Annotated in this window: 29 protein-coding genes; 15 read left to right on the forward strand and 14 right to left on the reverse strand. The window is 75.8% G+C overall.

The window, feature by feature from the left end; translation table 11 throughout:
* The first annotated feature begins 45 nt into the window (after positions 1-45).
* The 5 genes from WCD74_RS14755 to idi all read left to right on the forward strand — a co-directional run bounded on the left by WCD74_RS14755 (position 46) and on the right by idi (position 3244).
* Positions 46-501 carry a hypothetical protein gene (locus WCD74_RS14755; RefSeq protein WP_337695611.1) on the forward strand — a complete coding sequence of 152 codons (456 nt, stop codon included), beginning with the start codon at positions 46-48 and terminating at the stop codon, positions 499-501.
* Positions 498-1496, forward strand: a complete 999-nt coding sequence (locus tag WCD74_RS14760) for a hypothetical protein (protein ID WP_337695612.1) — start codon at positions 498-500, stop codon at positions 1494-1496. Before WCD74_RS14755 ends, WCD74_RS14760 begins: the two co-directional genes overlap by 4 nt.
* Entirely contained in the window at positions 1493-2143 is a 651-nt protein-coding gene (locus WCD74_RS14765; protein WP_337695613.1) for a hypothetical protein, read from the forward strand. Before WCD74_RS14760 ends, WCD74_RS14765 begins: the two co-directional genes overlap by 4 nt.
* Before the next feature lie 61 nt (positions 2144-2204).
* A complete protein-coding gene (cynS, locus tag WCD74_RS14770; RefSeq protein WP_337695614.1) occupies positions 2205-2660 on the forward strand; it encodes a cyanase in 456 nt (151 codons plus the stop codon).
* A 5-nt stretch (positions 2661-2665) separates the two neighbouring features.
* Entirely contained in the window at positions 2666-3244 is a 579-nt protein-coding gene (gene idi, locus WCD74_RS14775; RefSeq protein ID WP_337695615.1) for an isopentenyl-diphosphate Delta-isomerase, read from the forward strand.
* On the opposite strand, the gene WCD74_RS14780 is transcribed toward idi, so the two are convergent.
* Positions 3241-3660, reverse strand: a complete 420-nt coding sequence (locus WCD74_RS14780; protein WP_337695616.1) for a VOC family protein — start codon at positions 3658-3660, stop codon at positions 3241-3243. The two genes, idi and WCD74_RS14780, sit on opposite strands and share 4 nt — an antisense overlap.
* A complete protein-coding gene (locus WCD74_RS14785; RefSeq protein WP_337695617.1) occupies positions 3657-4487 on the reverse strand; it encodes a helix-turn-helix domain-containing protein in 831 nt (276 codons plus the stop codon). Before WCD74_RS14785 ends, WCD74_RS14780 begins: the two co-directional genes overlap by 4 nt.
* A gap of 45 nt (positions 4488-4532) precedes the next feature.
* Between WCD74_RS14785 and WCD74_RS14790 the strand changes: the two genes are divergently transcribed.
* Together WCD74_RS14790 and WCD74_RS14795 are read left to right on the forward strand one after the other, a co-directional pair.
* The gene (locus tag WCD74_RS14790) at positions 4533-4856 is read left to right on the forward strand and encodes a putative quinol monooxygenase (protein WP_337695618.1); all 324 of its coding nucleotides are present in this window, start codon (positions 4533-4535) and stop codon (positions 4854-4856) included.
* On the forward strand, positions 4856-6274 hold the full coding sequence (locus tag WCD74_RS14795) for an amidase (protein WP_337695619.1): 1419 nt from the start codon (positions 4856-4858) through the stop codon (positions 6272-6274). Before WCD74_RS14790 ends, WCD74_RS14795 begins: the two co-directional genes overlap by 1 nt.
* Before the next feature lie 352 nt (positions 6275-6626).
* Here the strand turns inward: WCD74_RS14795 and WCD74_RS14800 are convergent, their stop codons facing one another.
* The gene (locus WCD74_RS14800; protein WP_337695620.1) at positions 6627-8087 is read right to left on the reverse strand and encodes an MFS transporter; all 1461 of its coding nucleotides are present in this window, start codon (positions 8085-8087) and stop codon (positions 6627-6629) included.
* Between the two features lie 78 nt (positions 8088-8165).
* Between WCD74_RS14800 and WCD74_RS14805 the strand changes: the two genes are divergently transcribed.
* A complete protein-coding gene (locus tag WCD74_RS14805) occupies positions 8166-8705 on the forward strand; it encodes a TetR/AcrR family transcriptional regulator (protein WP_337695621.1) in 540 nt (179 codons plus the stop codon).
* A 12-nt stretch (positions 8706-8717) separates the two neighbouring features.
* Here WCD74_RS14805 and WCD74_RS14810 read toward each other — a convergent pair whose 3' ends face one another.
* Genes WCD74_RS14810 through WCD74_RS14820 form a run of 3 tightly spaced genes read right to left on the reverse strand, consistent with a single transcriptional unit; the run spans position 8718 to position 11700 of the window.
* Positions 8718-9512, reverse strand: a complete 795-nt coding sequence (locus tag WCD74_RS14810) for a carbohydrate ABC transporter permease (RefSeq protein ID WP_337695622.1) — start codon at positions 9510-9512, stop codon at positions 8718-8720.
* The gene (locus tag WCD74_RS14815) at positions 9509-10402 is read right to left on the reverse strand and encodes a carbohydrate ABC transporter permease (RefSeq protein WP_337695623.1); all 894 of its coding nucleotides are present in this window, start codon (positions 10400-10402) and stop codon (positions 9509-9511) included. Before WCD74_RS14815 ends, WCD74_RS14810 begins: the two co-directional genes overlap by 4 nt.
* Positions 10399-11700 (reverse strand): extracellular solute-binding protein, encoded by a 1302-nt coding sequence (locus tag WCD74_RS14820; protein ID WP_337695624.1) that lies wholly within the window; start codon positions 11698-11700, stop codon positions 10399-10401. The genes WCD74_RS14815 and WCD74_RS14820 overlap by 4 nt, the downstream gene beginning before the upstream one ends.
* Before the next feature lie 76 nt (positions 11701-11776).
* Here WCD74_RS14820 and WCD74_RS14825 point away from each other — a divergent pair, with 76 nt between their 5' ends.
* Entirely contained in the window at positions 11777-12121 is a 345-nt protein-coding gene (locus WCD74_RS14825; protein WP_337695625.1) for a DUF3040 domain-containing protein, read from the forward strand.
* A gap of 6 nt (positions 12122-12127) precedes the next feature.
* Here WCD74_RS14825 and WCD74_RS14830 read toward each other — a convergent pair whose 3' ends face one another.
* The 3 genes from WCD74_RS14830 to WCD74_RS14840 are packed head-to-tail and all read right to left on the reverse strand — an operon-like array spanning position 12128 to position 14590.
* Positions 12128-13006 carry an alpha/beta fold hydrolase gene (locus WCD74_RS14830; RefSeq protein WP_337695626.1) on the reverse strand — a complete coding sequence of 293 codons (879 nt, stop codon included), beginning with the start codon at positions 13004-13006 and terminating at the stop codon, positions 12128-12130.
* A gap of 47 nt (positions 13007-13053) precedes the next feature.
* Entirely contained in the window at positions 13054-13527 is a 474-nt protein-coding gene (locus WCD74_RS14835) for a DnaJ family domain-containing protein (protein WP_337695627.1), read from the reverse strand.
* 34 nt (positions 13528-13561) lie between these two features.
* Positions 13562-14590, reverse strand: a complete 1029-nt coding sequence (locus tag WCD74_RS14840) for a hypothetical protein (RefSeq protein ID WP_337695628.1) — start codon at positions 14588-14590, stop codon at positions 13562-13564.
* Between the two features lie 445 nt (positions 14591-15035).
* On the opposite strand from WCD74_RS14840, the gene WCD74_RS14845 reads away from it, so the two are divergent.
* The 3 genes from WCD74_RS14845 to WCD74_RS14855 all read left to right on the forward strand — a co-directional run bounded on the left by WCD74_RS14845 (position 15036) and on the right by WCD74_RS14855 (position 17417).
* Positions 15036-15572 carry a recombinase family protein gene (locus WCD74_RS14845; protein WP_337695724.1) on the forward strand — a complete coding sequence of 179 codons (537 nt, stop codon included), beginning with the start codon at positions 15036-15038 and terminating at the stop codon, positions 15570-15572.
* A gap of 73 nt (positions 15573-15645) precedes the next feature.
* The gene (locus tag WCD74_RS14850) at positions 15646-16101 is read left to right on the forward strand and encodes a MaoC family dehydratase (RefSeq protein ID WP_373696085.1); all 456 of its coding nucleotides are present in this window, start codon (positions 15646-15648) and stop codon (positions 16099-16101) included.
* The gene (locus tag WCD74_RS14855; protein WP_337695630.1) at positions 16101-17417 is read left to right on the forward strand and encodes an LLM class flavin-dependent oxidoreductase; all 1317 of its coding nucleotides are present in this window, start codon (positions 16101-16103) and stop codon (positions 17415-17417) included. The genes WCD74_RS14850 and WCD74_RS14855 overlap by 1 nt, the downstream gene beginning before the upstream one ends.
* 9 nt (positions 17418-17426) lie before the next feature.
* Here the strand turns inward: WCD74_RS14855 and WCD74_RS14860 are convergent, their stop codons facing one another.
* Both WCD74_RS14860 and WCD74_RS14865 read right to left on the reverse strand, forming a co-directional pair.
* Positions 17427-18113: an SDR family oxidoreductase gene (locus WCD74_RS14860; RefSeq protein ID WP_337695631.1), complete on the reverse strand. Its 687-nt coding sequence runs from the start codon at positions 18111-18113 to the stop codon at positions 17427-17429.
* 277 nt (positions 18114-18390) lie between these two features.
* On the reverse strand, positions 18391-19020 hold the full coding sequence (locus WCD74_RS14865) for a L,D-transpeptidase (protein WP_337695632.1): 630 nt from the start codon (positions 19018-19020) through the stop codon (positions 18391-18393).
* 90 nt (positions 19021-19110) lie between these two features.
* Between WCD74_RS14865 and WCD74_RS14870 the strand changes: the two genes are divergently transcribed.
* Together WCD74_RS14870 and WCD74_RS14875 are read left to right on the forward strand one after the other, a co-directional pair.
* Positions 19111-20367 carry an NAD(P)/FAD-dependent oxidoreductase gene (locus WCD74_RS14870; protein ID WP_337695633.1) on the forward strand — a complete coding sequence of 419 codons (1257 nt, stop codon included), beginning with the start codon at positions 19111-19113 and terminating at the stop codon, positions 20365-20367.
* Positions 20364-20975, forward strand: a complete 612-nt coding sequence (locus WCD74_RS14875; RefSeq protein WP_337695634.1) for a VOC family protein — start codon at positions 20364-20366, stop codon at positions 20973-20975. Before WCD74_RS14870 ends, WCD74_RS14875 begins: the two co-directional genes overlap by 4 nt.
* Before the next feature lie 33 nt (positions 20976-21008).
* On the opposite strand, the gene WCD74_RS14880 is transcribed toward WCD74_RS14875, so the two are convergent.
* Both WCD74_RS14880 and WCD74_RS14885 read right to left on the reverse strand, forming a co-directional pair.
* Positions 21009-21389 (reverse strand): hypothetical protein, encoded by a 381-nt coding sequence (locus WCD74_RS14880; protein ID WP_337695635.1) that lies wholly within the window; start codon positions 21387-21389, stop codon positions 21009-21011.
* A 12-nt stretch (positions 21390-21401) separates the two neighbouring features.
* Positions 21402-21845: an Lrp/AsnC family transcriptional regulator gene (locus tag WCD74_RS14885; RefSeq protein ID WP_337695636.1), complete on the reverse strand. Its 444-nt coding sequence runs from the start codon at positions 21843-21845 to the stop codon at positions 21402-21404.
* A 158-nt stretch (positions 21846-22003) separates the two neighbouring features.
* Between WCD74_RS14885 and ald the strand changes: the two genes are divergently transcribed.
* Positions 22004-23104 carry an alanine dehydrogenase gene (gene ald / locus WCD74_RS14890; protein WP_337695637.1) on the forward strand — a complete coding sequence of 367 codons (1101 nt, stop codon included), beginning with the start codon at positions 22004-22006 and terminating at the stop codon, positions 23102-23104.
* Here the strand turns inward: ald and WCD74_RS14895 are convergent.
* Complete coding sequence (locus WCD74_RS14895) at positions 23050-23937, reverse strand: hypothetical protein (protein ID WP_337695638.1); 888 nt, start codon at positions 23935-23937, stop codon at positions 23050-23052. The genes ald and WCD74_RS14895 overlap by 55 nt on opposite strands.
* Positions 23938-23976: the final 39 nt, after the last annotated feature.

The following is a 23976-nucleotide window of genomic DNA, read 5'->3' on the forward strand; positions in this document are numbered from 1 at the left end:
GGACGTGACCGTCACGTCCCCGACGACCTCGGGGGATCGATTCCCATGACCGCCAACCGCAGGCGACTCGCCGTCCTGGGCGGCATCCTGCTCGTGCTCGCCGGCGCGGGCGTCGCCTTCGCCGCGTACCTCTCCACCGGGACCGGCACCGGTGCCGCCGCGTCGAGCGTGGCCGTGAACTCCACCATCACGCCGAACACGCCGGGCGCGCAGCTCTTCCCGGGCTCGACCTCGACCTACACGGTGACGATCAACAACCCGAACCCGTACCCGGTGAAGGTCACGAGCATCAGCGCGAGCACCTCGGACAAGACCAGCGGCAACTGCCCCGCCGGCACCGTCACCAGCCCCGCCGTCACGAACCCGACCGGGACCATCGCGGCGAACGGGACCGGGTCGTACTCGCTGACCGCGACCATGATCGCGAACCCGGACAACAGCTGCCAGGGGCAGTCGTTCACGATGCCGCTGACCGCGCAGCTCGCCTCCGCGGCGGGGTGAAGGTCGACTCGCTGCTCCAGCGGGAGGGGCGGGGCCCGGTCGAGCGCACGGGCCCGATCCCGCTGCCGGGCAGGCGTCCCCGCCACTCCGCGGGCGCCGGGCGACCCGCCCACCCGGCGCACCCGGACGACGTCACGGCACCGATCGCGGTGCCGTCCGCCTTGACGACGGGTGGGGGCGGGTCCCGGCCCGGTGCCGCGTTCGCGGTGCCGTCCGGGGCCTTCCCCGCCGTCGGAGGGCTCGACGCGGCGACCGGCTCGCTGTCGGGCACCGACCCGGTCGGGCCGGCGCCCGTCGTGCGCCGCACCCGCGAGCCCCGCCCGACCCCTCCGACCGGGACCCCGGCCGGTCCCGCGCTCGTCCGGGCGCGCGGTGCCCGGCCGGAACCCCCGCGCCGAGGAGACGAGGAGCCCCCTGCCGTGCGACACGTGCAGCCCGCCACCGGGTCCCCGGACCCGGACGAGACCCCGCCGCGCCCGATGCGGCGCCGGCGCCGGTTCCTCCGGGGCGCGGGCCGTCGGGGCCGGACGTCGGTGATCGTCGTGCTGGCCCTCCTCGCCGCCGCGCTCGCGGCGGCCGGGGTCGCGGTGGCCGCCTACCTGGCCTCCGGGTCGGGGTCGTCGGGGGTGACCGGCGGGACGGCGCTGGCCCCGACGACGTCGGCGGTGGCGGGCAGCGCGGTCACGACGGGGCTGCTCTCGCCCGGGGCGACCGGTACCGCGCTGCTGTCGGTGACGAACCCGAACCCGTACACCGTGCGGGTGGCCACGGTCGCGCCGGCCGGGGCCGCCACCGCGAGCGGGGGCGTCGGGACGTGCGCGACGACGGGCGTCTCCTTCACGGCGCAGAGCCCCTCCGGGGTCACCCTCGCGCCGGCGGCCGGCACCACGCTGACGCTGGCGAACGCGGTCGCGATGTCGACCGCGTCGGAGTCCGGCTGCCAGGGGGCCACCTTCTCGGTGCCGGTCACGGTGTCGGTGGTGAGCGCGTCGTGACCCGGCGCGCGCTGGTGGCGCTCGCCGTCGTCACCGGGCTGCTGGCCGGGGGCGGGGTCGCGTGGGCGGCGTGGACGAGCAGCGGCCCGGGCAGCGCGACCGCCCGGGCGACCGCGCTCGGGACGCCGACCGCGACCGCGTCGGCGTGGACGTGCGGGACCACCCCGTCCGGCTTCACCGGGGCCGGCCGGGGCGTCGAGTCCTTCCCGGAGCAGGTCCCCACCACCACCACGACGACCCCGCCCGCGGCCACGACGACGACCACCACGCCGCCGGCGCCCACCACGACCACCCCGTCCGTGACGACGGCGGCGCCGACCACGACCAGCAGCGCGGCCCCGACCACCACGACGACCGTCCCGCCGACCACGTCCACCAGCGGCGGGGCCACGGGCCTCGGCGCCGCGGCGGCGACGCTGCGCTGGTCGGCGGTCCCCGGGGCCGCCGCCTACCAGTTCCAGGCCGCCCCGACGGCCGACTTCGCGGTGCCGTCCACCGGCGGCACCACGAGCACGCTGTCCTCGACCGTGACCGTCCGCACCCTGCTGCTGCGGGCCACGGTGCACCTGCGCGTCCGGGCGATCTCGGGGGCCTGGACCGGCCCGTGGAGCCCGACCCTGACGACGTCGGCCGGGCCGTGCCTCTGACACGTGAACGTCGCGTTTCCGGTACGGGTCCGCGGGGTCGGACGTGGCAGGGTCGACGTCCATGAGCCTCCCGGAGCACGACCGCCTCTCCGCCGGCCGCGAGGTCGTGTACGCCAAGGACGCGAAGGGGCTGAGCTGGCAGCAGCTCGCCGACGCCCTCGACCGCTCCCTCGTCTGGACGACGTCGGCGTTGCTCGGCCAGCAGCCCCTCGACGCCGAGCAGGCGCAGCGGGTGGGCGGGCTGCTGGGCCTGGACGACGACACGGTCGCCGCGCTCACGCTCCCGCCCGTGCGCGGCGACGCCGCCCTCGACCCGACCGAGCCGGTGACCTACCGCCTGCAGGAGGCGCTCCAGGTCTACGGCAGCGCGCTGCACGAGCTGATCCGCGAGGAGTTCGGCGACGGGATCATGTCGGCCATCGACTTCTCGATGACCTTCGAACGCGAGGAGGACCCGAAGGGGGACCGCGTCAAGCTCGTCTGGAGTGGCAAGTTCCTGCCGTACAAGGTCTTCTAGGCGGCGTGACCGAGCTCGTCGTCCTCCTCGATCCTGACGGTGCCGCGATCGGCACCGCCGCCAAGTCCGAGGTGCACCACGGACAGACCCCGCTGCACCTCGCGTTCTCCTGCTACCTCGTCGACGACGACGGGCAGCTGCTGATGACCCGCCGGGCCGCGCACAAGCGCACCTTCCCCGGCGTCTGGACCAACAGCTTCTGCGGCCACCCCGCCCCGGGCGAGGCGCTCGAGTCGGCGGTGCGCCGGCGCGGTCGTCAGGAACTGGGTCTCGATGTCGGGGACGTGCGGCTCGTGCTGCCCGGGTTCCGCTACCGCGCGGAGCAGGACGGCGTCGTCGAGCACGAGATGTGCCCGGTGTTCGTGGCGACCGCGTCCGGTGACCCCGCCCCGGACCCCACCGAGGTCGACGAGGTCCGCTCCGTGCCGTGGAGCACGCTGTCGGCCGGGGCCCGGGAGGGGTCGTGGCCGGGTCTGTCGCCGTGGTGCGTCGAGCAGGTCGCCCAGCTCGCGGTGCACGGCGACCCGGCGCTCTGGCCCACCGGCGACCCGGCCGCTCTCCCGCCCGCGGCGCGCATGGGCTAGCCGGTCGGGTGCCCCGGGTAGGTCCCGAACTGCCACTGGTTGCCCTCGGGGTCGAGCAGCGTGCAGTCGTGCGAGCCGTAGTCGGTGTCGTACGGCTCGGCGACCGGCTTCGCCCCCGCGGCGACCGCCCGCGCGAAGATCTCGTCGGTGTGCGCGGCGTCGCGGGTGACGGCGTAGCCGCCGAAGGTGCCCGGCGTGTGCGTCCACGCGCGGCCCGGGGTGTCGCGCTCCTGGCCCATCATGAGGCCGCCGCCGGGCGGCCAGGCCAGTTCCGCGTGCTGGATGACGCCGTCGTCGCCGGCGTACGCGACGGTCTCGGTGAACCCGAACGCGGAGACGTAGAAGTCGATGAGGGCCCGGGCGTCGCGGGCGCTCAGGGTCGGCCAGACCTGGGGCGGAGGTGTCGTGTCGCTCATGCCGCCGAGGATGGCGCGTCGTCGTCCCCGTCCGCTTGGACGAAACCGACCAGCCCGCCGTGCACCTCCTCGGCGACCCACTGCGACGCCGAGCAGCCCGCGAGGGCCCGGAACTCGCGGGCGAGGTGGGCCTGGTCGGCGTAGCCGAGGTCGGCCGCGACGGCGGCGAGGTCGAGCGTCCCGGCCACCGCCCGCGCCGCGATCACCCGGCGGGCGCGGTCGAACCGCGCCATCCGGCCAGCCACCTTGGGGCGCACCCCGAACTCGGCGGCGAAGCGGCGCGTGAGGTGGTCCGGGCTCCACCCGACCTCCCGGGCGGTCGCGCCCACGCCCTGGCCGCCGACGATCCGCCGCCAGGCGTGCCGCACACCGTCGTCGGCGCGCGGCCCGTCGCCGTACCGGGCGTGCAGGCGGGCGAACACGTCGTCGAGGGCCGCGAGCCGGGCCGGCCAGGTGCGCTCGTCGTCGATCCGCTCGGCGACCTCCGCCCCGATCCGGCCGATCACCTCGGCGGCCTCGTACGACCGCCCGCCCAGCGCCGCGGCCGGGACCCCGAACAACGACCGTGCGGCCAACGGGTGCACCGCGACGTGGATCCCGACCTGGTGGCCGGGATCGAGGATGTGCTCCGGGGTGTCGTGCAGCCCGCCCAGGCACGCCCGGAACCGGGCCGGCCCGCCGTCGGGACGGGCGAGGAGCAGCGGCCCGGACACGGTGACGACGAACGTCAGGTACGGCGAGGGCAGGCCGCGGTGCACGCCGGGCGCGCCGGGCGCGCCGGAGTGCACCTCGTAGGGGTGGCACTCGACCATCCCGGGCAACGGCATGCAGCGAGTGTGGCGCGCGCCCCGACGATCAGCCAGGATCCCCGCATGATCTTCATCGCCGTGAAGTGGACGATCAAGCCGGAGTACGCCGAGCGCTGGCCGGAGCTCGCGAAGGAGTTCACCGAGGCCACCCGCAACGAGCCGGGCAACATCTTCTTCGAGTGGAGCCGGTCGCTCGAGGAGGAGAACACCTACCAGCTCGTCGAGGCGTTCCAGGACGACGCGGGCGGCGACCACGTCAACTCCGACCACTTCCAGAAGTTCGTCGCCGAGGCGCCGGACTACGTGGCCTCCACGCCGAAGATCGTCAGCATCTCCGGCGTCGAGCAGGACGGCTGGGGCGAGATGGGGGAGGTGCAGCCCCGCTAGTGCTCAGCGTCGAGCTCTCCGTACTCGGCCTCGTCGACCTCGCGGCCGAGATCCGGGCACGCCGGCTGTCGAGCGTCGAGGTCGCCCGGGCGACGCTCGGGCGGATCGACCGCACCGACCGGCTGGTCAACGCGATCGTCGCCCGGCGCGCCCCCGAGGTCGTGCTCGCCGAGGCGGCCGACCTCGACGCCGAGGCGGCGGCCGGTCGGTGGCGCGGGCCGCTGCACGGCGTGCCGCTGGCCGTGAAGGACCTCGCCGAGGTCGCGGGCGAGCCCTTCGTGGCCGGGTCGCCGGTGTTCCGCGACCGGGTGGGCGCCGTCGACGCCCCGCACGTCGCGCGGATGCGGGCGGCCGGCGGGGTGTTCGTCGGGCGGACCAACACCCCGGAGCTCGGCTTCGGCTCGCAGACCTACAACCCGGTGTACGGGACGACCCGCAACCCGTGGGACACCTCGCGCACCGTCGGCGGGTCCAGCGGCGGCGCGGCCGCGGCGCTCGCGTGCCGGATGCTGCCCGCGGCGGACGGCAGCGACTACATGGGCTCGCTGCGCAACCCGGCGGCCTGGTCCTCGGTGTACGGGCTGCGGCCCTCGCGCGGCCGGGTGCCCGGCGTGCCGGGCTTCGTCGCGCAGATGGGCGAGGCCGGGCCGATGGCCCGGTCGGTGGCCGATCTCGCGGCGCTGCTGGGGGTCATGACGACGGGTGGCCCCGTCGGGCCCCTCGACCGCGCGGACCCACTGGACCTGACGGACCTCCGCCCGGCCGACCCGTCGTCGTTGCGGGTGGGCTGGCTCGGGGACCTGGGCGGGCGGCTCGCGTGCGAGCCCGGACTGCTCGATCTCGCGCGGGCCGGGTCGGTGGACGTGCTGGCCTCGCTCGGCGCCCACGTCGAGGAGGTCGTCCCGGCGTTCGACCTGGACGCGCTGTGGGACGCGTTCCTGGTGTGGCGCTGGTGGAACGCCGTCGAGATGGCGCCGCTGCTCGAGCTCGACGAGCCGCTCAAGCCGGAGCTCGTGTGGGAGATCGAGCAGGGCGTGGGGCTCACCGCGGTGCAGGTCCACCGGGCGGCGGCCGTGCGCGCGGAGTGGTTCCGGGTCGTCGTGGACCTCTTCGGCCGGTTCGACGTGCTGGTCGCCCCGGCCACCCAGGTGCACCCGTTCCCGGCGGACGTGACGTGGCCCCGCGAGATCGCGGGCCGCACGATGGACACCTACCACCGCTGGATGGAGACGGTGGCGCCGTGGTCAATGGCGGGCGTCCCGGTGCTCGGCACGCCCGCGGGGTTCACGCCGGGCGGCCTGCCGGTCGGGGTGCAGCTGATCGGTCCGCCGGGGGCCGACCGGCGCGTCCTCGAGGTCGCCCTGGCCCACGAGGCCGCCACCGGGTACGCCCGGGCGGTCCCGGCGCTCGCGGCCTGATCACCGCGGCCGTGTGTGTCCCGCACACGGCCGGCGGCTTCGGTGCCGGGGCGGGCTGGCGTTGCGACCCGCACACGGTTGGTGGCTTCGGTGCCGGGCCGGGCTGGCGTTGCGCCCAGCACTCGGTCCCGACGACCCGGCGCCGCGATCAAGGACTCCGGAGCACGGACGGCCGCACTCGCGCGAATCGAGCGTTGCGCGACGCAACGCGTCCCTGACGGAGAACGAACACGCCTGGCCGTGTGCGGGGCGCAACGTGCGTGCGGCGGGGGATGAGCTCGACCGGCCGTGTGCGGGGCGCAACGCGAACCCGGTCCGCTCCGCGACCGTGTGCTGTTCCTGACGTCCAGTGTCAGCAGTGGGCCACCGCTGACGTCGGCGCCACGGACTCCTCCTCCACCGGGCGCAGGAACCGGGCCTGCCAGGCGGCGTAGGCGACCACGACGCCCGCCACCAGGCCCGCGACCGCCAGCGCCGTCGTGAACGCCGCGCCCGCCGCGACCGCGTCGCCGCCGGCCACGATCGTGCCGCCCAGCGTCGACCCGGGGGTCCCCGCCGGCAGGCCCGCGCGGTAGACCGCCGCCGAGACGCTGCCCAGCACGGCGACCCCGAGCGCGCCGCCGAGCTCGAACCCGGTCTCGGAGATCGCGGAGGCGGCGCCGGCCCGGTCGGTGGGGGCGGACTCCAGCACGAGGTCGGTGGTCAGCGTCTCGACCGTCGCCACCGCGAGGCCCGCGACCGCCATCCCGACGACCGCGGCGACCGGGCCCGCGCCGAGCCCGAGGACCCCGAGCGATGCGAACCCCGCCGCGGCCACCGTCAGGCCGACGACGACGATGCGGCGCACGGCGAACCGGCGTGCCAGACGGGCGGCGACGAGCGCGCCGACCACGCCCGCCAGGCTGCCCGGCAGCATCCACAGCGCGGCGGTCAGCGGCGACATCCCGACCGCCAGCTGCAGGTACTGCGGCACCAGCACCAGCAGCCCGACCAGCGCGAACACGCACAGCAGGTTGGTGGCGACCGACACCGAGAACGCCCGGCGGGAGAACAGGGTGAGGTCGATCAGCGGGTCGGGCAGGGTCCGCTGCCGGCGCACGAACACCGCACCGGCCGCGAGACCGACGACGGCGGCCGCGAGGCCCGTCGTCGAGAACCCGTCCGTGGCGACCGACTTCACCGCGTAGACCACCGGCAGCATCGCGGCGAGGGCGAGGGCCGCGGAGGGGAGGTCGAACCGGCCCGGGTGCGGGTCGCGGCTCTCGGGCAGCAGCACCGGCCCGAGGACGAGCAGGGCCACGCAGACCGGGACGTTCACGAGGAACACCGAGCCCCACCAGAAGTGCTCGAGCAGCCAGCCGCCGATCACCGGGCCCGCGGCGGCCCCGCCGGAGAACATCGCGGCCCAGACCCCGATCGCCCGGCGGCGGGCGCCCGGCTCGGGGAACACGGTCTTGATCAGCGACAGCGTCGACGGCATGAGGGTCGCGCCGCCGAGCCCGAGGAGGGCGCGCGCGGCGACCAGGGCCCCGGCCGAGGGCGCGAATGCCGCCGCGATCGACGCGACACCGAAGGCGGCCGTGCCGATGAGCAGCAGGCGCCGCCGCCCGATGCGGTCGCCCAGCGACCCGGCGACCACCAGCAGGCCGGCGAGCACGAACGAGTAGACGTCGACGATCCAGAGCTGGGTCGCCGCCCCGGGGCGCAGGTCCTCCGAGATCGCGGGCAGGGCGGCGCCGAGGACGGTCATGTCCAGCGTGATCAGCAGGACGGGCGCGGTGAGCACCAGCAGCGCGAGGGCTCGCCTGGACATGGCGCGACTCCTGTTTCTCGACAGTCCGGACGGTACAGTTACGAAACTGTACCAGCTGGACGGTGTACGGTCCCGCCCATGCCCCGACCGTCACAGCGGGACCGGATCGTCGACGCCTACGTCGACCACGTGGTAGCCGAGGGGCCCGAGACGGTCACCCTCGACGCGATCGCGGCGCGGGCCGGCGTCTCCAAGGGCGGACTGCTCTACCACTTCGGCTCCCGGGAGGCGCTGCTCGCGGGGATGCTCGAGCGGGTGCGCGCCCTCACCGAGGCCGACATCGCGGCCGCCCGCGCCGCGGCCGCGGAGGGCACCGAGACGGTCGCGCACTACTACCTGCGCACCTCCGCCGACGATCCCGCGCGGGACAGTGCCTTCTTCCGCGCCATGGTCGCCGTCCTCAAGGTCGCCGGCACCGAGGAGGCGGCGGCGGCCACGGCGCGGGCGTCGATGGCGGCCTGGCAGGAGGCGCTCACCGAGGAGACCGGCGACGAGCTGACCGCCGACCTCGTGGCCGCCCTGGGGGACGGCATCTACCTGCGGGCCATCGCGGGGGAGCGGTCCACCCCGCTCACGCGCGACTGGGACGCGACGCTGCGCCGGCTGCTCGGGTGCTAGCTCTCACGACACCTAGCGCTGCGCGCCGAGGCCGGACACGAAGGCCCGCTGCGCCGCGACGAACAGGACCAGCACCGGCAGCACGGAGAGCACCGCGCCGCTCATCAGCGTCGGGTAGTCCGTCGCGTACTGGCCCTGCAGGAACGACAGGCCGACCGGCAGGGTCGCCCGGTCCGGATCGGGCAGCGCCGTCAGCGGCCACGCGAACTCGTTCCAGCGGTACATGAACGAGACGGTCAGGATCACCGCGATCGTCGGGCGGCACACCGGCAGGACGATCTCGGCCAGGATCCGCAGCTCCCCGGCGCCGTCGACGCGGGCGGCGTCGATCACCTCGTCCGGGATCGCGAGCATGGCCTGTCGGGCGAGCAGCACCCCGAACGCGTCGGCCGCGCGCGGGACGATCACCGCCCAGAACGAGTTCACCCAGCCGATCGAGGCGATCAGGTCGAACTGCGGGATCAGCAGCACCTCGGCGGGCACGGTCAGCGTGGCCAGCACGAACACCGACGCGGCCGCCCGGCCCGGGAAGCGCCGCTTCGCCAGCGCGTAGCCGGCGAGCAGGCTCATGACGAGGTTCGCCAGCACCGCGACGACGGCGACCGCGGTCGAGTTGGCCACCCACGTGAGGAACGGGAACTCGCCGACGGCGGTGCGCAGCCCCTGCAGCGTGGGCGCCCCGGGCAGCACGGGCTGGCGGCCCGCCGCCACGGCCCCGGGCGCGGACAGCGCCGTCACCACCATCCAGTAGAGCGGGAACAGCCAGGCGACGACGAGCACCGCCACGACGACGCGGGTCCGGGTCACCGTTCCACCACCGCGGTGTCCTCGGTGCGCGCCTGCACCCGCCACCAGAGCGCCGTGCCCAGGCCGACGACGGCGAGCACCACGAGCCCGATCGCGGTGCCGTAGCCCTGGGCGCGGGCGTCGAACCCCTGCGCGTAGGAGTAGGTCACGAGCAGCTCGGTCGCGTGCTGCGGCCCGCCCCCGGTCATCACGTAGACCACGTCGAAGGTCCGGAAGGTCTCCACCACGACGACGACGGCGAGGAACACCGTCGTCGGGCGCAGGTGCGGCAGCAGCACGTGCCACAGCCGGGCCCACGGGCCGGCGCCGTCGAGCTCGGCGGCCTCCAGCTGGCCCCGCGGGGCGTCCGCCAGCGCGGCGAGGTACACCACGACGGCGAGCCCGCTGCGCGCCCAGACCAGCACGACCAGCACGGACAGGCCCGCCGCGGTCGGCGAGGACTGCCACGGGACACCGTCCAGCCCGACGCCGCGCAGCGCCCGGTTGACGACGCCGACGTTCTCGTCGAACACCGTGCGCCCGAGCAGGGCCACCACCACCCCGGAGACCACGTACGGCGCGAGGAACACGGCCTGCAGCAGCGCGCGCCCGCGGGTCAGCCGGCGCAGGAGCAGCGCGATCCCGAGCCCCGAGCCCAGCACGAGCGGGACCAGCAGCACCGTCAGGCCGACCGTGTTCGCCGTCGCCCGCCAGAACACCGGGTCGCCCGCCAGCTCGCCGTAGTTCGCGAGGCCGACGCCCCGCGCGTCGCCCAGCCCGCTGTCGCGGGTCAGCGACGTCGCGACCGCGCCGATCAGCGGGTAGGCGACGAACACGGCGACGACGACGAGGACGGGCGCGAGCATGGCCCAGGCCGAGCCGTGCCGGCGGATCGCGGTCACCGCGCTCACCGGCGCACCGCCCGGTCGACGGACCCGGCGATCGCCTCGGCGAGGTCGGCGGTGGGCGTCGCGGGGTCGCCCAGGAACGCCCGCTCGAGGCCGTCGCCGAGCTCGGCGGTCACGGCCGCCGCCCGGGGGACCGTCACCTGCTCGACCAGCGGCCGGCGCACGGTCGCGGCCTGGGCGACGTAGCGGGCCATCGCGTCCGGGGCGGTCGGGTAGCGCAGCGCCGCGGCGGGCACGTCGGTGCGGGTGGGCAGTGCGGACGCCGCCGAACAGAACGCGGCCATGTTCTCCGGCGTGACGCACCACCGCAGGAACGCGTGCGCCTGCTCGGTGCGCGGGCCGGCGGTGGCGGCCAGGGCGTTGCCGCCGAGGTCCGCGGAGGCCCGGGCGGCACGGGGGAGCGGGACGGCGGTCCACGCAGGCGCGCCCTCCAGGTCGCCGAGCGAGAAGTTCGCGACGAAGGCCGTCGCGACCGTGCCCGCGGTGAACAGCTCGTCGGTGGTCACGCCGCCGGAGGTCGAGGTCGAGCGGGGGACCAGCCCCTCGGCGAACAGCCGGCGGGTGAGGTCGAGGGCGGCGCGCAGCCCGGCGTCGGGTGGTCGGAGCGCGCCGTCCAGGGTCGGGGTCAGCAGCCGCCCGTCCGCCTGGTCGACCCAGTTCAGCCAGCGGTAGGCGCCGTCGGACTGCCAGTTGACGGCCGTGGCGGCCCGGCCGGGGCGCAGCGCGGCGAGCCGCCGGCAGGCGTCGACGAAGCGGTCCCAGTCCCACGCGCCCTCCGGGTCGGCGGGCAGCGGACCGAGCCCCGCCGCCTGCGCCGCGGCGGTGTCGACCAGGAGCATGGTGGTGTCCGTGTGGTGGGGCACCGCGTACGCGGCACCGGTCGGGTCGCTCACCGCCGCCCAGAACTGCTCGGCGAAGGCCGGGCGCAGTGCGGCGGCGTCCGGGAGCGGGGCGAGGACGCCGGCGTCGCGGTAGAGCCCGACGTCGTTGTAGGTCACCCGGAACACGTCCGGCGGGGCCCCGGCCCGGATGCCGGTGTCCACCGTGGTGCCGCGCCGCGAGAACGGCACCGCCTGCAGGCGCACCGCGACGCCGGTGCGGGCCCGGAACCCGTCGGCGAGCGCGGTGAAGGCGCGCCGTTCGGCCGCGGTGCCCCAGAGGGTGACCAGCAGCTCGTCGTCGGCGGCCGGGCGCACGGCGTCGAACCCGAACCCCTGCCAGACCGGCGCGGCGCAGCCGGCCAGGGAGGCGACGGCGCCCGTCGCCAGCGTCCCGAGCGCCCAGCGGCGCGACACCCCCACGGGCCGGGGGTGCCCCGAAGCCGCCGTGTCCGACCCCACGGTGTGCTCATGGGACCCCGGAGGCCACCCTGGACCGGTGAGCCCCTCCGACGAGGACGACCAGCGCCCCGACGCCGCGCACCCCGACGCCGGGAGGGCGCCGGTCGACCGGCGGTTCGCGGCCCTCGTCGGGGCCCTGCGGGCGGCCGACCCCCGGTTCGCGCGCCGGGTGTCCGAGCCGCGGCGCCTGCGCGGCGCCCACCTCATGACGCTGGTCGGCTTCGTCGCGACCCTGGTGCTCGGCGTCGTGCCGCTCGCCGTCGGGATCCACCTGCAGGCGGCGGGCCTGCTCACGCTGGGGGCGGTCGGCACCGCGTTCACCCCGGTCGTGGTGCCGCCGCTGGTCGGCCTCGTGCTGGGGCGGCTGCGTCCCCTCTGGTGAGCCCGCTCAACGCCGGATCGCGCGGGTGATCCAGGCGATCAGCTCGTCCTCGACGTCGTCGCGGTCGATCTCGTTGAGGATCTCGTGGCGGTCGCCGGGCCACACCCGGAACGTCACGTCGGTCATCCCGGCCGCCCGGTAGCGGTCGACGAGCGCCTGGGCGACGACCACCGGCCCGCCGACCGGGTCGTGCTCGCCCACGGCGACGTACACCGGCAGGTCCTTCTGCATCGCGTCGAGGCGTTGGCGGTCCGCCACGTCGCGGCCGCCCGCGAACATGCCCGCCGCTCCGGCGGGGTCGAGCCCGAACCCGCACCGGCGGTCCGCCACGTACGCGTCGACCTGGGCCTCGTCGCGGGAGAGCCAGTCGTAGTCGGTGCGGGCGGGGGCGAACGGCGCGTTGAACGCGGAGAGGTCCATCGGCACGGAGGTGTCGATCGCGGGCTCGAGCTGGTCGAGCAGCGTCGTGCCGGTGAGGACCGCCGCGTCGACCTCGGCCGAGTGGTCCAGCAGGAACTGCTGCGCGGCGAACGACCCCATGCTGTGCCCGAGCAGCACCACCGGCACGCCCGGCACGTCCTCGCGGCCCCGCTCGAGGACGCGGCCGACGTCGGCGACCAGCTCGGCCCAGCCTCCCTCGCCGAGGACGCCGGGCTCCGTGCCGTTCTCGTCGGCGGTGGCGCCGTGGCCGCGGTGGTCCTGGCCGTGCACCAGGAACCCGAGGTCGGTGAGCCGGTCGGCCAGGTGCTGGTAGCGGCGCACGTGCTCGCCCATCCCGTGGGTGAGCTGCACGACGCCCCGGGCCTCGCCCTTGGGCAGCCAGCGGAACGTGGCCAGGGTCAGTCCGCCCGCGGACGGCAGGTCGACCCGGGTGGGTTCGGTCATGGGCGCGAGTCTGGCCGGACCGTCCGGCGGGCGCCACCGTGGACCGGTCAGCCGTCCCGGCGCCACCATCTCCGGCGCCGCGGCGGGGACGGGGCGACGGCCGGGGCGGGCGGGTCGCTGCGACCGGCCCGCCAGCGCTCGACGACGGCGTCGGCCGACGGGCGCCGGATCGGCACCCGGGGCCCCTGCGGGGAGCGCAGGAACGCGACCACGCGGCGGTCGAGGTCGGCGACGACGGCACGGACCGCGGCCTCGTCGGGCAGGTCGCGCACGTCGTCGTGGAGGCGCTCGACGTCCTTGCGCAGCCGCAGCGATGGCGGGAGCAGGGCGTCGGTCGACACGCCCTCCGCGCGCATCTTCGAGCGGACCCACCAGTGCTCGTCGTCGCGCGCGGGCAGGTCCAGCGGCTTGCCGGCGCCGGGGAGGTCGTCGAAGGCCCCCTCGGCGGTGGCGCGCCGGATCTGCTCGTCGATCAGCGACTCGTAGCGCTCCCAGTAGGTCTCGCCCGGTTCCCCGCGCACGACCCCACGGTGCCCGACGTCGCGCGCGGGCGCACTACTCGGCGGTGAGGACCACCGTCTGCGTCGCCCAGGCGCCCAGCGGGGCCGAGGGCGTCACGGAGACCGGCGCCGCCGGGTCGGCGTCCAGCGCGGGCCGCACGACCAGCGCGGTGGTGGCCTTGACCCGGTCGTCGGCCTTGACCGTCCACGCATCGGCCAGCGGCTCGGGCGGGACGATGTCGGCCACGTTGGTGCCGGCGACGAAGTAGAGCACCTGGGTGGCGCTGTCGGCGGGGGCCGGGGCGGCGGTCACGGCGCCACCGGTCCCGGTGGCCTCGCCCGGGGCGCTGACGGCGGCGACGTGCGACCAGCCGCCGATCCCGCCGAGCAGCGTCGCGGGGGTGTCGGAGGTGAAGGTGACCGGGCCGGCGGCCTCCGGCGCGGTCGTCGTGAACAGCGACACCGAACCGGCCCCGCCGGGCAGCGGCGTCGTGCGCAGCACGGTCCAGCCGGCCGGCGGCCGGACCTCGCCCACCCCGGAACGGAAGACCTGCGCGACCAGGACGTCGCCCTCCTCGACCCCGCCCGGGGTCGACAGCGTCACCTCGGTGGCCGCGTCGGCGGTCGTGTAGCCGACGGCCCGCGACAGCGGCAGGAAGGGCACGCTCAGCGCGACGACCAGGCCGGCCACCAGCCCGATCGCGGCGACGGCGGCGGCCCCGCCCCACAGGGCGGCCGGCGCCGGCGCGGTGCGCGCGGCCGCGATGCCGGCCACCACGAGCAGCGCGCCCAGGCCGGCGGCGAGCCCGAGCAGGGCGGCGGTGGAGTCGGTGCGGAAGCCGCGCACCGCGAACTCGGCGATCGCCACGGCGATCGCGACCAGCCCCAGCACCGCGCCCAGGATCACGAGCACCCGCTGCAGCGAGGGGGGGAGCGTGACGACCGCGACGACGGCGGCGGTGACGACGACGAGCACCGCGGCGAGGGCCCACGCCACCGGGCTGCCGAGCGCTCCGGCGGCCACCACCGCCAGCACGGCGGCCACGACGGCCAGCACGATCGCGACGGTCTTGCGCACGTCCACCCACTCCTCCTCAGGGCCGGTCCGGCCCTAGTGCGTCCGGCCGAACCGCACTGTGGCGGTCGGCGGTACCCCTGCTGGTGCTCCCTGAGCGTGTCGTTCCGGCAGGCTCCACCGTTTCGGACGTGTGGGCGTGGACCAGGAGGGTCGAATCAGGTCACGGTTGCATCACGAAGTCGCGCGCGACCGGTCCCGCGCCCAGCCCCACCCCCGTCGTCGTCACCGAGCGTGCCCACCGCGTACCACCCAGTAGGAGACCGTGACCTGCGCCGTTCCGGGGTGCTGAGACGACACGGAAGCGTTTGCCTCGTGCGCGACCCGACGGAGCGCCCGGTGGGAGCCCCGTCACGAGCGCGCTCCGTGGCGTTACGCAACGTGGTTCCGCGGCGATGCCCCCTCCGGAACGCCGAGCGACGGGGGGTCGAGGGTGCTGCGGGGCTACGCACGGGTGGTGTCGGCGACGGACGACGCGGGGGACCAGGTCGCGCGGCTGGTGGCCGCGGGCGTGCCGGCGGGAGCGATCCGGGTGGACACCTCGCTCGGCACCCGGGGCGCCCGCCCGGAGCTGGAGGCCGTGCTCGGTGAGCTGGGCGCGGGCGACGTCCTGGTCGTGACCGGGCTCGACCGGCTGGCCTCGTCGGTCCTGCACCTGGTGCAGGTCGGCCAGCGGCTGCGGGCGATCGACGCCGACCTGCGGTCCCTGGACGAGCGGGTCGACACCGCGGCGGAGGGCGAGGCCGGCGTGCTGCCCACCCTCGAGATCCTCGCGGGGCTGCAGCGCACGCTGGTCTCGGCCAGCACCCGCGCCGGCCTCGACGCCGCCCGGGCCCGCGGGCGCCGGGGCGGCCGCCCGCCGCGGCTGACCGCGGACGCCGCCGCCGAGGCACAGCGGCTCTACGACGAGGGCCGCTCGGTCACCGAGATCGCCGAGCACCTCGAGGTGCCGCGCACCACGGTGTACGGCCACCTGCGTCGGCCCTCCTGAACCGCGGCCCGTCCGGCGTTAGGGTCGCCCCAGCGAAGAGTCGATCGACGGTGCACGGGCGATGGAGGTGGACGTGGAGGTCCTGGCCGGCGCGGACGGGGTCCGGGAGGCGATCGGTCGCGAGCTGGGGCCGGGTGACTGGTTCACGGTGGACCAGGCGCGGGTCGACGGCTTCGCCGACGACACCGAGGACCACCAGTGGATCCACGTCGACCCGGAGAAGGCCGTGTCCAGCCCGTTCGGCGGCACGATCGCGCACGGCTTCCTGACGCTGTCGTTGCTGCCGCACCTGGCGAACTCCGCCCGCCGCCTCGACGGCGTGCGCATGGGCGTCAACTACGGCCTGAACAAGGTGCGCTTCCCCTCGCCGGTGCGCGTCGGCAGCCGGGTCCGGGCGACGGTGACGATCACCGAGGCCGAGGACCTCCCGGACAACGGCGTGCAGGTGGTCTCGAAGGTCACCGTCGAGATCGAGGGCATGCCCAAGCCCGCCTGCATCGCCGAGTGGGTCACGCGCGCGTACTTCTGATGCCCGGCCGCCCGAGAATCCACCTCAACGCCTTCGCCATGATGTGCGCGGGCCACCAGTCGCCCGGGCTGTGGCGGCACCCGTCGGACGAGGGGTTCCGCTACACCGACCTGGACCACTGGACCGGTCTCGCGCGCCTGCTCGACGACGCCGGGTTCGACGCGCTCTTCCTCGCCGACGTCCTCGGTGCCTACGACGTGGCCGGCCGCTCGCGCGACGCCGCGGTGCGCGCGGGCATCCAGATCCCGCTGGGCGACCCGATGATGCCGGTGTCGGCGATGGCCGCGGCGACGGCGCACCTCGGCTTCGGGGTGACCGTCTCGACCTCCTACGAGCACCCGTACGCGCTGGCCCGCCGCTTCACCACCCTCGACCACCTGACGAAGGGCCGGGTCGGCTGGAACGTCGTCACCGGCTACCTGGCGAGCGCCGCGGCCAACCTCGGGCTGGGCGACCAGCTCGCGCACGACGACCGCTACGCCCAGGCCGACGAGTACCTCGAGGTGTGCCGGCGGCTGTGGCGGGAGTCGTGGGAGGACGACGCGGTGGTCCGTTCCGGGGGGACCTACACCGACCCGGCGAAGGTGCACGACATCGAGTTCCACGGGCGCTGGTACGACGTGCCCGGCCCGTTCCTCTGCGAACCCTCCCCGCAGCGGTCCCCGGTGATCTTCCAGGCCGGTGCGTCACCGCGCGGGCTGGAGTTCGCGGGACGGCACGCGGAGGCCGTGTTCGTCTCCGGCCCGTCGACGGCGGTCGTGGCGGGCCAGGTGGACCGGCTGCGCTCCGCGGTGTCGGACGCCGGCCGGGACCCGGCGTCGGTCACGGTGTTCTCCCAGCTCGCGCCGGTGGCGGCGGCGAGCGCGGACGAGGCGCACGCGCTCCACGCGGAGTACCTGGAGTCGTTCTCGCTCGAGGGGGCCCTGGCCCTGTTCGCCGGCTGGACGGGCCTGGACCTCACCGGCATCGACCCCGACCAGCCGCTGCGCTACGTGGAGTCGGACGCCGGACGGTCCGCCATGGCCTCGTTCACCACCGACGACCCGTCGCGCGAGTGGACCGTCGGGGAGGTCGCGCGTCACCTCGCCGTCGGGGGCCGCGGGCCGGTGGCCGTCGGGTCCGGGGCCGAGGTCGCCGAGCAGATGATCGACTGGATCGACGGGACCGGGGCCGACGGGTTCAACCTGGCCTACGCGGTCACGCCGGGCACCTTCGCCCAGGTCGCGACGCACGTCGTGCCGGAGCTGCGCCGCGCCGGGCGGATGCCGGCGGACCCGGTCCCGGGGACCCTGCGGGAGCGGCTGGCGCTGCGCTGAGCGCCGGCGTCAGCCGGCCGGCCGGACGACGAGGTCGGTGAGGTGCGCGTCGCGGGACGCGGTGACGGCGGCGGTGACCGTCGCCGCGACCGACTCCGGGCGCAGGAAACGCGACCCGTCGTAGGTCCCGCCCTCGTGCGCGACGACCTCGCGCTGCATGTCGGTGTCGGTCCGGCCGGGGTGCACCGAGCACACGCGCAGCGCGGGCTCCTCGCCGCGCAGCGCGTCGGCGAACGCCCGGAGGGCGAACTTCGACGCCGCGTAGGCGCCCCACCCCGGCCGTGCCGCCAGCCCGGCCCCGGAGTTGACGCACACGACCGTGCCGCGCGCGGCACGCAGCGCCGGCAGCAGCAGGCGGGTCAGCTCGGCCACGGCGACCACGTTGACCTCGTACTGCCGGCGCCAGTCCTCGGCGCCGAGCTCCGCGACGGTGCCCAGGGTGCCCACCCCGGCCGAGTGGACCAGGACGTCGAGCTCGTCGATCCGCTCGGTCGCGCCGGCGAGGGCCGCGCTGTCGGTCAGGTCCACCGGCCAGGGGAGGGCGCGGTCACCGAGACGGGCGGCGACCGCGGCCAGCGCGGCGGCGTCCCGGCCGCCCAGCAGCAGGTCGTGGGTGGGTGCGAGGGCCGCGGCGACCGCTGCCCCGATGCCGCGCGAGGCGCCCGTGACCAGGGCGAGAGGACGCTGCGAGCTCACGCCGGAGACCCTAGCGACGCGGCGCTCGGCGTTCTCACACCTGGATCCGGACGATCCACCCCACCGTGTGCTCCGGGGACGGATCGCGTCACGGCGACCGTGTCGCCCCGTTGGGCAGGGCACCTCTCCGGAGCACGGAGGGTGACGAGCACCGGCGTGGCGTTTCGTTCCCCAGCTGGCCCACGCCCGCTCGTCGGGGGCTACCCCGAACGGTCCCCGGGACGGCCCGGCGCCTCGCCCCACGAGGCGCCGGGTCCTCTCACCGGGTCCGCCGGCCTCAGCGGACGACGACGACCGTGTCGCCCACCGACAGCGTGCGGAAGAACTGCCGCGCGACGGAGTCGGACAGGTGGATGCACCCGGCGGACTGCCGCGACAGGCTGCCGGTGTGGAAGGCGATGCCGCCGTGGAAGAACACCGACCACGGCATCGGGGCCTCGTCGAACTCGCCCGACCGGTGGTCGGCGTCCTTCCACGTGACGTGGAACGTGCCGGTCGGGGTGCGCTCGCCGGGACGGCCGCTGGTGATCGGGGCACTCGTCACGACCTCGCCGTCGCGCACCAGCCACGCCCGCTTCGCCGAGAGCGACACGCAGGCGCCGTCGCCGTCGATCGAGCAGGGCATGCGCGACGACGAGCCGCGGGAGGCCGGCGTCGTCGTGGGGCGGGTCGCGGGGCGGGTCGTGGTGGGACGGGTGGCGGGTCGCGACGGGCTGGTCGTCGGGGCGCTCGTCACGTCGGCCAGTACCGGGACGACCGGGGGCGCCGCCGCGAGCGGCGCGGCCGGCGTCGAGATCGCCGCAGGGCGCTCGAGCGACGCGTCGGTGAGGCCGAGCCCGGCCGTCACGCCGACCGTGCCCAGCGCCACGACGGCCGCCCCGGCCGCGCCGATCCTCGTCATCCGCATGCCGGGAGATCGCGCGACTGGGCCACTCGCGTTAGCGCACTGCCCCGAAGGGATGATCACGCCTCGATCGAGCGTCGTTAGGGTCGAGGCGTGGCCGATCTGGTGGTGGTGGGTGCGTCGCTGGCGGGTCTGCGGGCGGTCGAGGCCGTCCGCAACGACGGGTTCTCCGGGTCGATCACCCTGGTGGGCGCCGAGGAGCACCTGCCCTACGACCGCCCGCCGTTGTCCAAGGACCACCTCGGCGACGATCCGCGCGACCCCACCTACCGCGAGCGCGAGAAGCTCGCCGAGCTGGACGTCGAGCTCCTGCTCGGGGCGCCCGCCGAGGCGCTGGACACCGGCGCGCGCACCGTGACCGTCGCCGGCCGCGAGATCGACTACACCGGCCTGGTGGTCGCGACCGGCGCCCACGCGCGGCAGCTCCCGGCCGCGGTGTGCCGGCCGGACCTGGCGGGCGTGCTCACGCTGCGGACCCTCGACGACTCGCTGGCGCTGCGGGGCCTGCTGCAGGCGGGGACCCCGCGGGTGACCGTGGTCGGGGCCGGGTTCATCGGCTCCGAGATCGCCGCGGTGGCCCGGAAGCGCGGCCTCGAGGTGACGATCGTCGAGGCGCTGCCGGTGCCGCTGGTCCGGGGCGTGGGCGAGCGGATGGGCCGGGCCCTGACCGCGCTGCACGAGCGGCACGGCACGCGGGTGCTCACCGGGGTCTCGGTGGAGCGGGTCACCGGCACCGACCACGTCGAGTCGGTGGTCCTCGCGGACGGGACGGAGATCCCGACCGACGTCCTCGTCGTCGGGATCGGTGCGGCCCCGAACACGAGCTGGCTGGAGTCCTCGTCGCTGACGCTCGACGACGGCGTGGTCGCGGACGAGACGCTCGCGGCCGCGCCGGGCGTGTACGTGGCCGGGGACGTCGCCCGCTGGCCGAACGCGCTCTTCGACGACGTCCTGACGACGCCGATGCGCCTGGAGCACTGGACCTCGGCCTCCGACCAGGGCGCTCTGGCGGCCCGCAACGCCGTCGACCCGGCGTCGGCGAAGGCCTACGAGACCGTCCCGTACTTCTGGTCCGACTGGTACACCAGCCGCATCCAGTTCGTCGGGGTCTCCCGCGCGGACGAGGGCCGCCCGGAGGTGGAGACCGAGGTCGTCATGGGCGCCGAGGACGGCCCGTTCGTGGCGCTCTACCGGTGCGGCGACCGGCTGGCCGGGGCGCTCGCCGTCGACAAGCCCGCCGAGGTCATGCAGTACCGGCGGCTGATCATGAAGCGGGCGAGCTGGGAGGACGGCCTGGCCAAGGCGGAGGAGCGCCGCGAGCGGGCGGCGAAGAAGGCCGCCGCGTCGTGAGGACGCCGGGCGTCGACCACCTCGTCGTCGCCACCTCCTCGCTCGGGACCGGTGTCCCGTCCCTGACGGAGCGACTCGCCGTGGGTCCCTCGGGGGCGGGCCGTCACGAGCGCTTCGGCACCCACAACGCGCTGTGGAACCTGGACGACGGCACCTATCTCGAGCTCATCGCCGCCGACCCGGAGGCGCCGGCTCCGGGCCGCCCGCGGTGGTTCGGCCTGGACCGCTTCACCGGCCCGACGCGCCTCGTGCACTGGGTGCTGCGGCTGCCGACGATCCCGACGCGGGACGGACCGGTGCTCCACCTCGCCCGGGACGACCTGTCCTGGTCGCTCACCGTCCCCGACGACGGGTCGTTCCCGGTCGACGGCACCGGCGTCTGGCCGTCGCTGATCGCCTGGGACGGCACGCATCCGTCGGCGGGCCTCGGTGACGACGGGCTCGCGCTGCGTCGCCTCGTGCTCTCCACGCCGTCGGCCGACACCCTCCGCGCCCGGCTGGTGGCGGCGGGGATGACCGGGCACCTGGGGAACCGGGTGACCGTGACGCCGGGGCCGGTGGCGCTGCGGGCGGAACTGTCGACGCCCGGTGGCCCGGTCGTTCTCTGAGGTGGTCTGGCGTGTGCGGGACGCACGAGGCGCTCAGCGCATCAGCCCCACGACCGCCGCGCCGACGAGGCCGCCGCTGGTGAGCGTGAACGAGAGGATGCTGAGCACCTGGAACCACGGCCGCGACGCCGCCCGGGGCGAGAAGGCGAGCGGGAGGAACAGGGTCGGGTTCAGCCAGGTCCCGACGACGATCGCCACCGCGAGCCACGTCGGCAGGCCCGGCACGGCGAGCCCGACCGCGATCAGGATGATCCCCATGATCACGTAGTCCAGGTGCGCCTGGAGGATGCGGCGGGGCTTGCGGACCCCCGCGCGCTCGACGAGCTGCGGCGTGATCATCGTGGCCGCCACCGCCCACCCGAGCACGGCGCCGAACGCCAGCTCGACCAACCCGATCCGCGTCAGCACGTCCACGAGCGGTGATCCTCACACGCCGTGGGCCGTCCGGATGTGGTCGAAGATCAGGCTCGTGACGGTGCCCGCGACGTCGCGGTGGCCGTTGAGGGTCGCGACCAGGTCGCGCAGCGCGCCCGTGCCGGCCACCGCGACGTGCAGCAGGTAGTCGTCGGCGCCGGCGACGAAGTAGACGTCCCGCACCGCGGGGAGGCGGCGGACGAGGGCGGTGAACTCGCCGAGGCGGTCCCGCGCGTCGCTCTGCAGGCGCACCGAGATCATGGCCTGCAGCGGCAGCCCGACGGCCGCCGGATCGACGTCCGCGTGGTAGCCGCGCACGACGCCGCGCTCGCGCAGCGACCGCACCCGCGCGAGACAGGTGGACGCCGCGATGCCCACCTTCTCGGCCAGCGCGGCGTTCGTGATCCGTGCGTCCGCGACGAGGTGGGTCAGCAGCGCGCGATCGGTCTCGTCCACCGGTCGCAGATCGTGCGGTGACAGGCCCGTCGAGGCCACGGTATCGTCAGGAAGTTCACTCATAGGCGTAGGTTACAGAACCTTCTTCAGGAATCTACCGAGAAAACAACAGGACGTTCATCATGGTGACGGGAGCGGACGACGGACGGAGGACGATCATGAAGGTCGCGGTACCCACCGAGGTCAAGGACAACGAGTTCCGGGTGGCCCTGACGCCCGGGGGTGTGCGCGAGCTGGTCGCCCACGGCCACGAGGTCGTCGTGCAGGAGGGCGCGGGCGTCGGCTCCGCCTTCGGCGACGACGAGTACAAGGAGGCCGGCGCCCGGCTCGTCGCGGACGCCGACGCCGTGTGGGGCGAGGCCGAGATGGTCGTCAAGGTCAAGGAGCCGGTGGCCTCGGAGTACCACCGCCTGCGCTCCGACCTGACCCTCTTCACCTACCTGCACCTGGCCGCCTCGCGCGAGTGCACCCAGGCCCTGCTCGACGCCGGCACCACCGCGATCGCCTACGAGACCGTCACGCGGGACGGGGCGCTGCCGCTGCTCGCGCCGATGAGCGAGGTCGCCGGGCGGCTCGCCCCGCAGGCCGGGGCCTACCACCTGATGCGCTCGCACGGCGGTCGCGGCCTGCTGCTCGGTGGGGTCCCGGGCGCTCCCGCGGCGCACGTCGTCGTCATCGGCGGCGGGGTCTCCGGCGCGGCCGCGATCCAGATGGCCGTCGGGATGCACGCGCGGGTCACGGTGCTCGACAAGAACCTGGACACCCTGCGCGCGCTGGACGCCCGGTACGCCGGCCGCGTCCAGACGCTGTACTCGAACACCGACAACCTCGAGCGCGCCGTCCTCGACGCCGACCTCGTGATCGGGGCGGTGCTCGTGCCGGGCGCCCGGGCGCCGAAGCTGGTCGGCAACGACCTGGTGCGGCGCATGAAGGCGGGCGCGGTGCTCGTGGACATCGCGATCGACCAGGGCGGCTGCTTCGCCGACTCGCACCCGACGACGCACTCGGACCCGACGTTCGCGGTGCACGACACGCTCTTCTACTGCGTGGCGAACATGCCGGGCGCGGTGCCGAACACCTCCACCCACGCGCTGACCCACGCGACGACGCCGTTCGTGCTGGCGCTGGCCGACCGCGGCTGGCGGCAGGCGATCGCCGACGACGCCGGGCTCGCGGCGGGCCTCGCGACCCACGCGGGTGAGCTCTACAGCGCGAGCGTCGGCGAGGCCCACGACCTGCCGGTGTCGTCGCTGGGCTGACGAGGCGCGGGCACCCCGGCCGGGCCGGCCAGGCGCTGCGCCCGCCGGTCGTGGGCCGCCGTCATCCCGCGCAGGGCCGCCGCCGTGGCGCTCGCGGCCTCCACCGAGGCGAGGTCGAGCACGGTGACGATGCCCGCGGCGCGCAGGGTGAGCCGGCCGAGCCGCCCGCCCTCGGCCCGCTCGCGGCCCGCGACGTCGACCTCGAGCGCGTCGTAGCCGACGACCGTGTGGAACCGGCCGTCGCGCAGCACGACGCGGTCGGGCAGGAAGGCGACCTCGCGCCGCGCCGTCGAGAAGGTCGGCACCGGCAGGTCCGCGCGCAGGTGCCGCGGGCCGTCGGTGCGGCGTGCCACCGGGCGGTGCGCCCGGCGGCCGGGCCCGGTGCGGACCTCCCAGACCGCGGGCTCCCACGAGGTCGCCGCGCAGCGCAGGCGCTCCCAGGTCGCGACGAGGTGCTCGAGGCGCGCGGCGCGGTCGCGGTCGGCCATCTCGTGGGTGGCGACGACGGTGCGGCGGACCCGGTCGTGCAGGGCGGCGAGGGCGACGACGACGCCCGCGACGACGAGGCCGGCCAGCAGCGCCGGGACGGGTGCGCCCAACACCGCGGCGACCGCGAGCACGACGAGCCCGCCGGCGGCGGCGAACGGGGCGCGCGCCCGGGCGCAGGCGGCGCGGTCGAGGCTGCGGCGCAGCGCGTCCGGACCGACCGGCTCCAGGTCGCCCCGCGCGTCGGCACCCGCCAGGTAGTGCACCCCGCCGGCCTCCAGGCAGGCGTGGTGGCGGGCGCGCCGGGGACCGGTGAAGGTGGGTGCGGCGTCCGGGACGGTCGTCACGGTCGGCCTCCGCTCGTCGGGGACTCGTCACCGTGTGTC

The organism is Actinomycetospora aurantiaca (assembly GCF_037401875.1).
GTDB lineage: Bacteria > Actinomycetota > Actinomycetes > Mycobacteriales > Pseudonocardiaceae > Actinomycetospora > Actinomycetospora aurantiaca.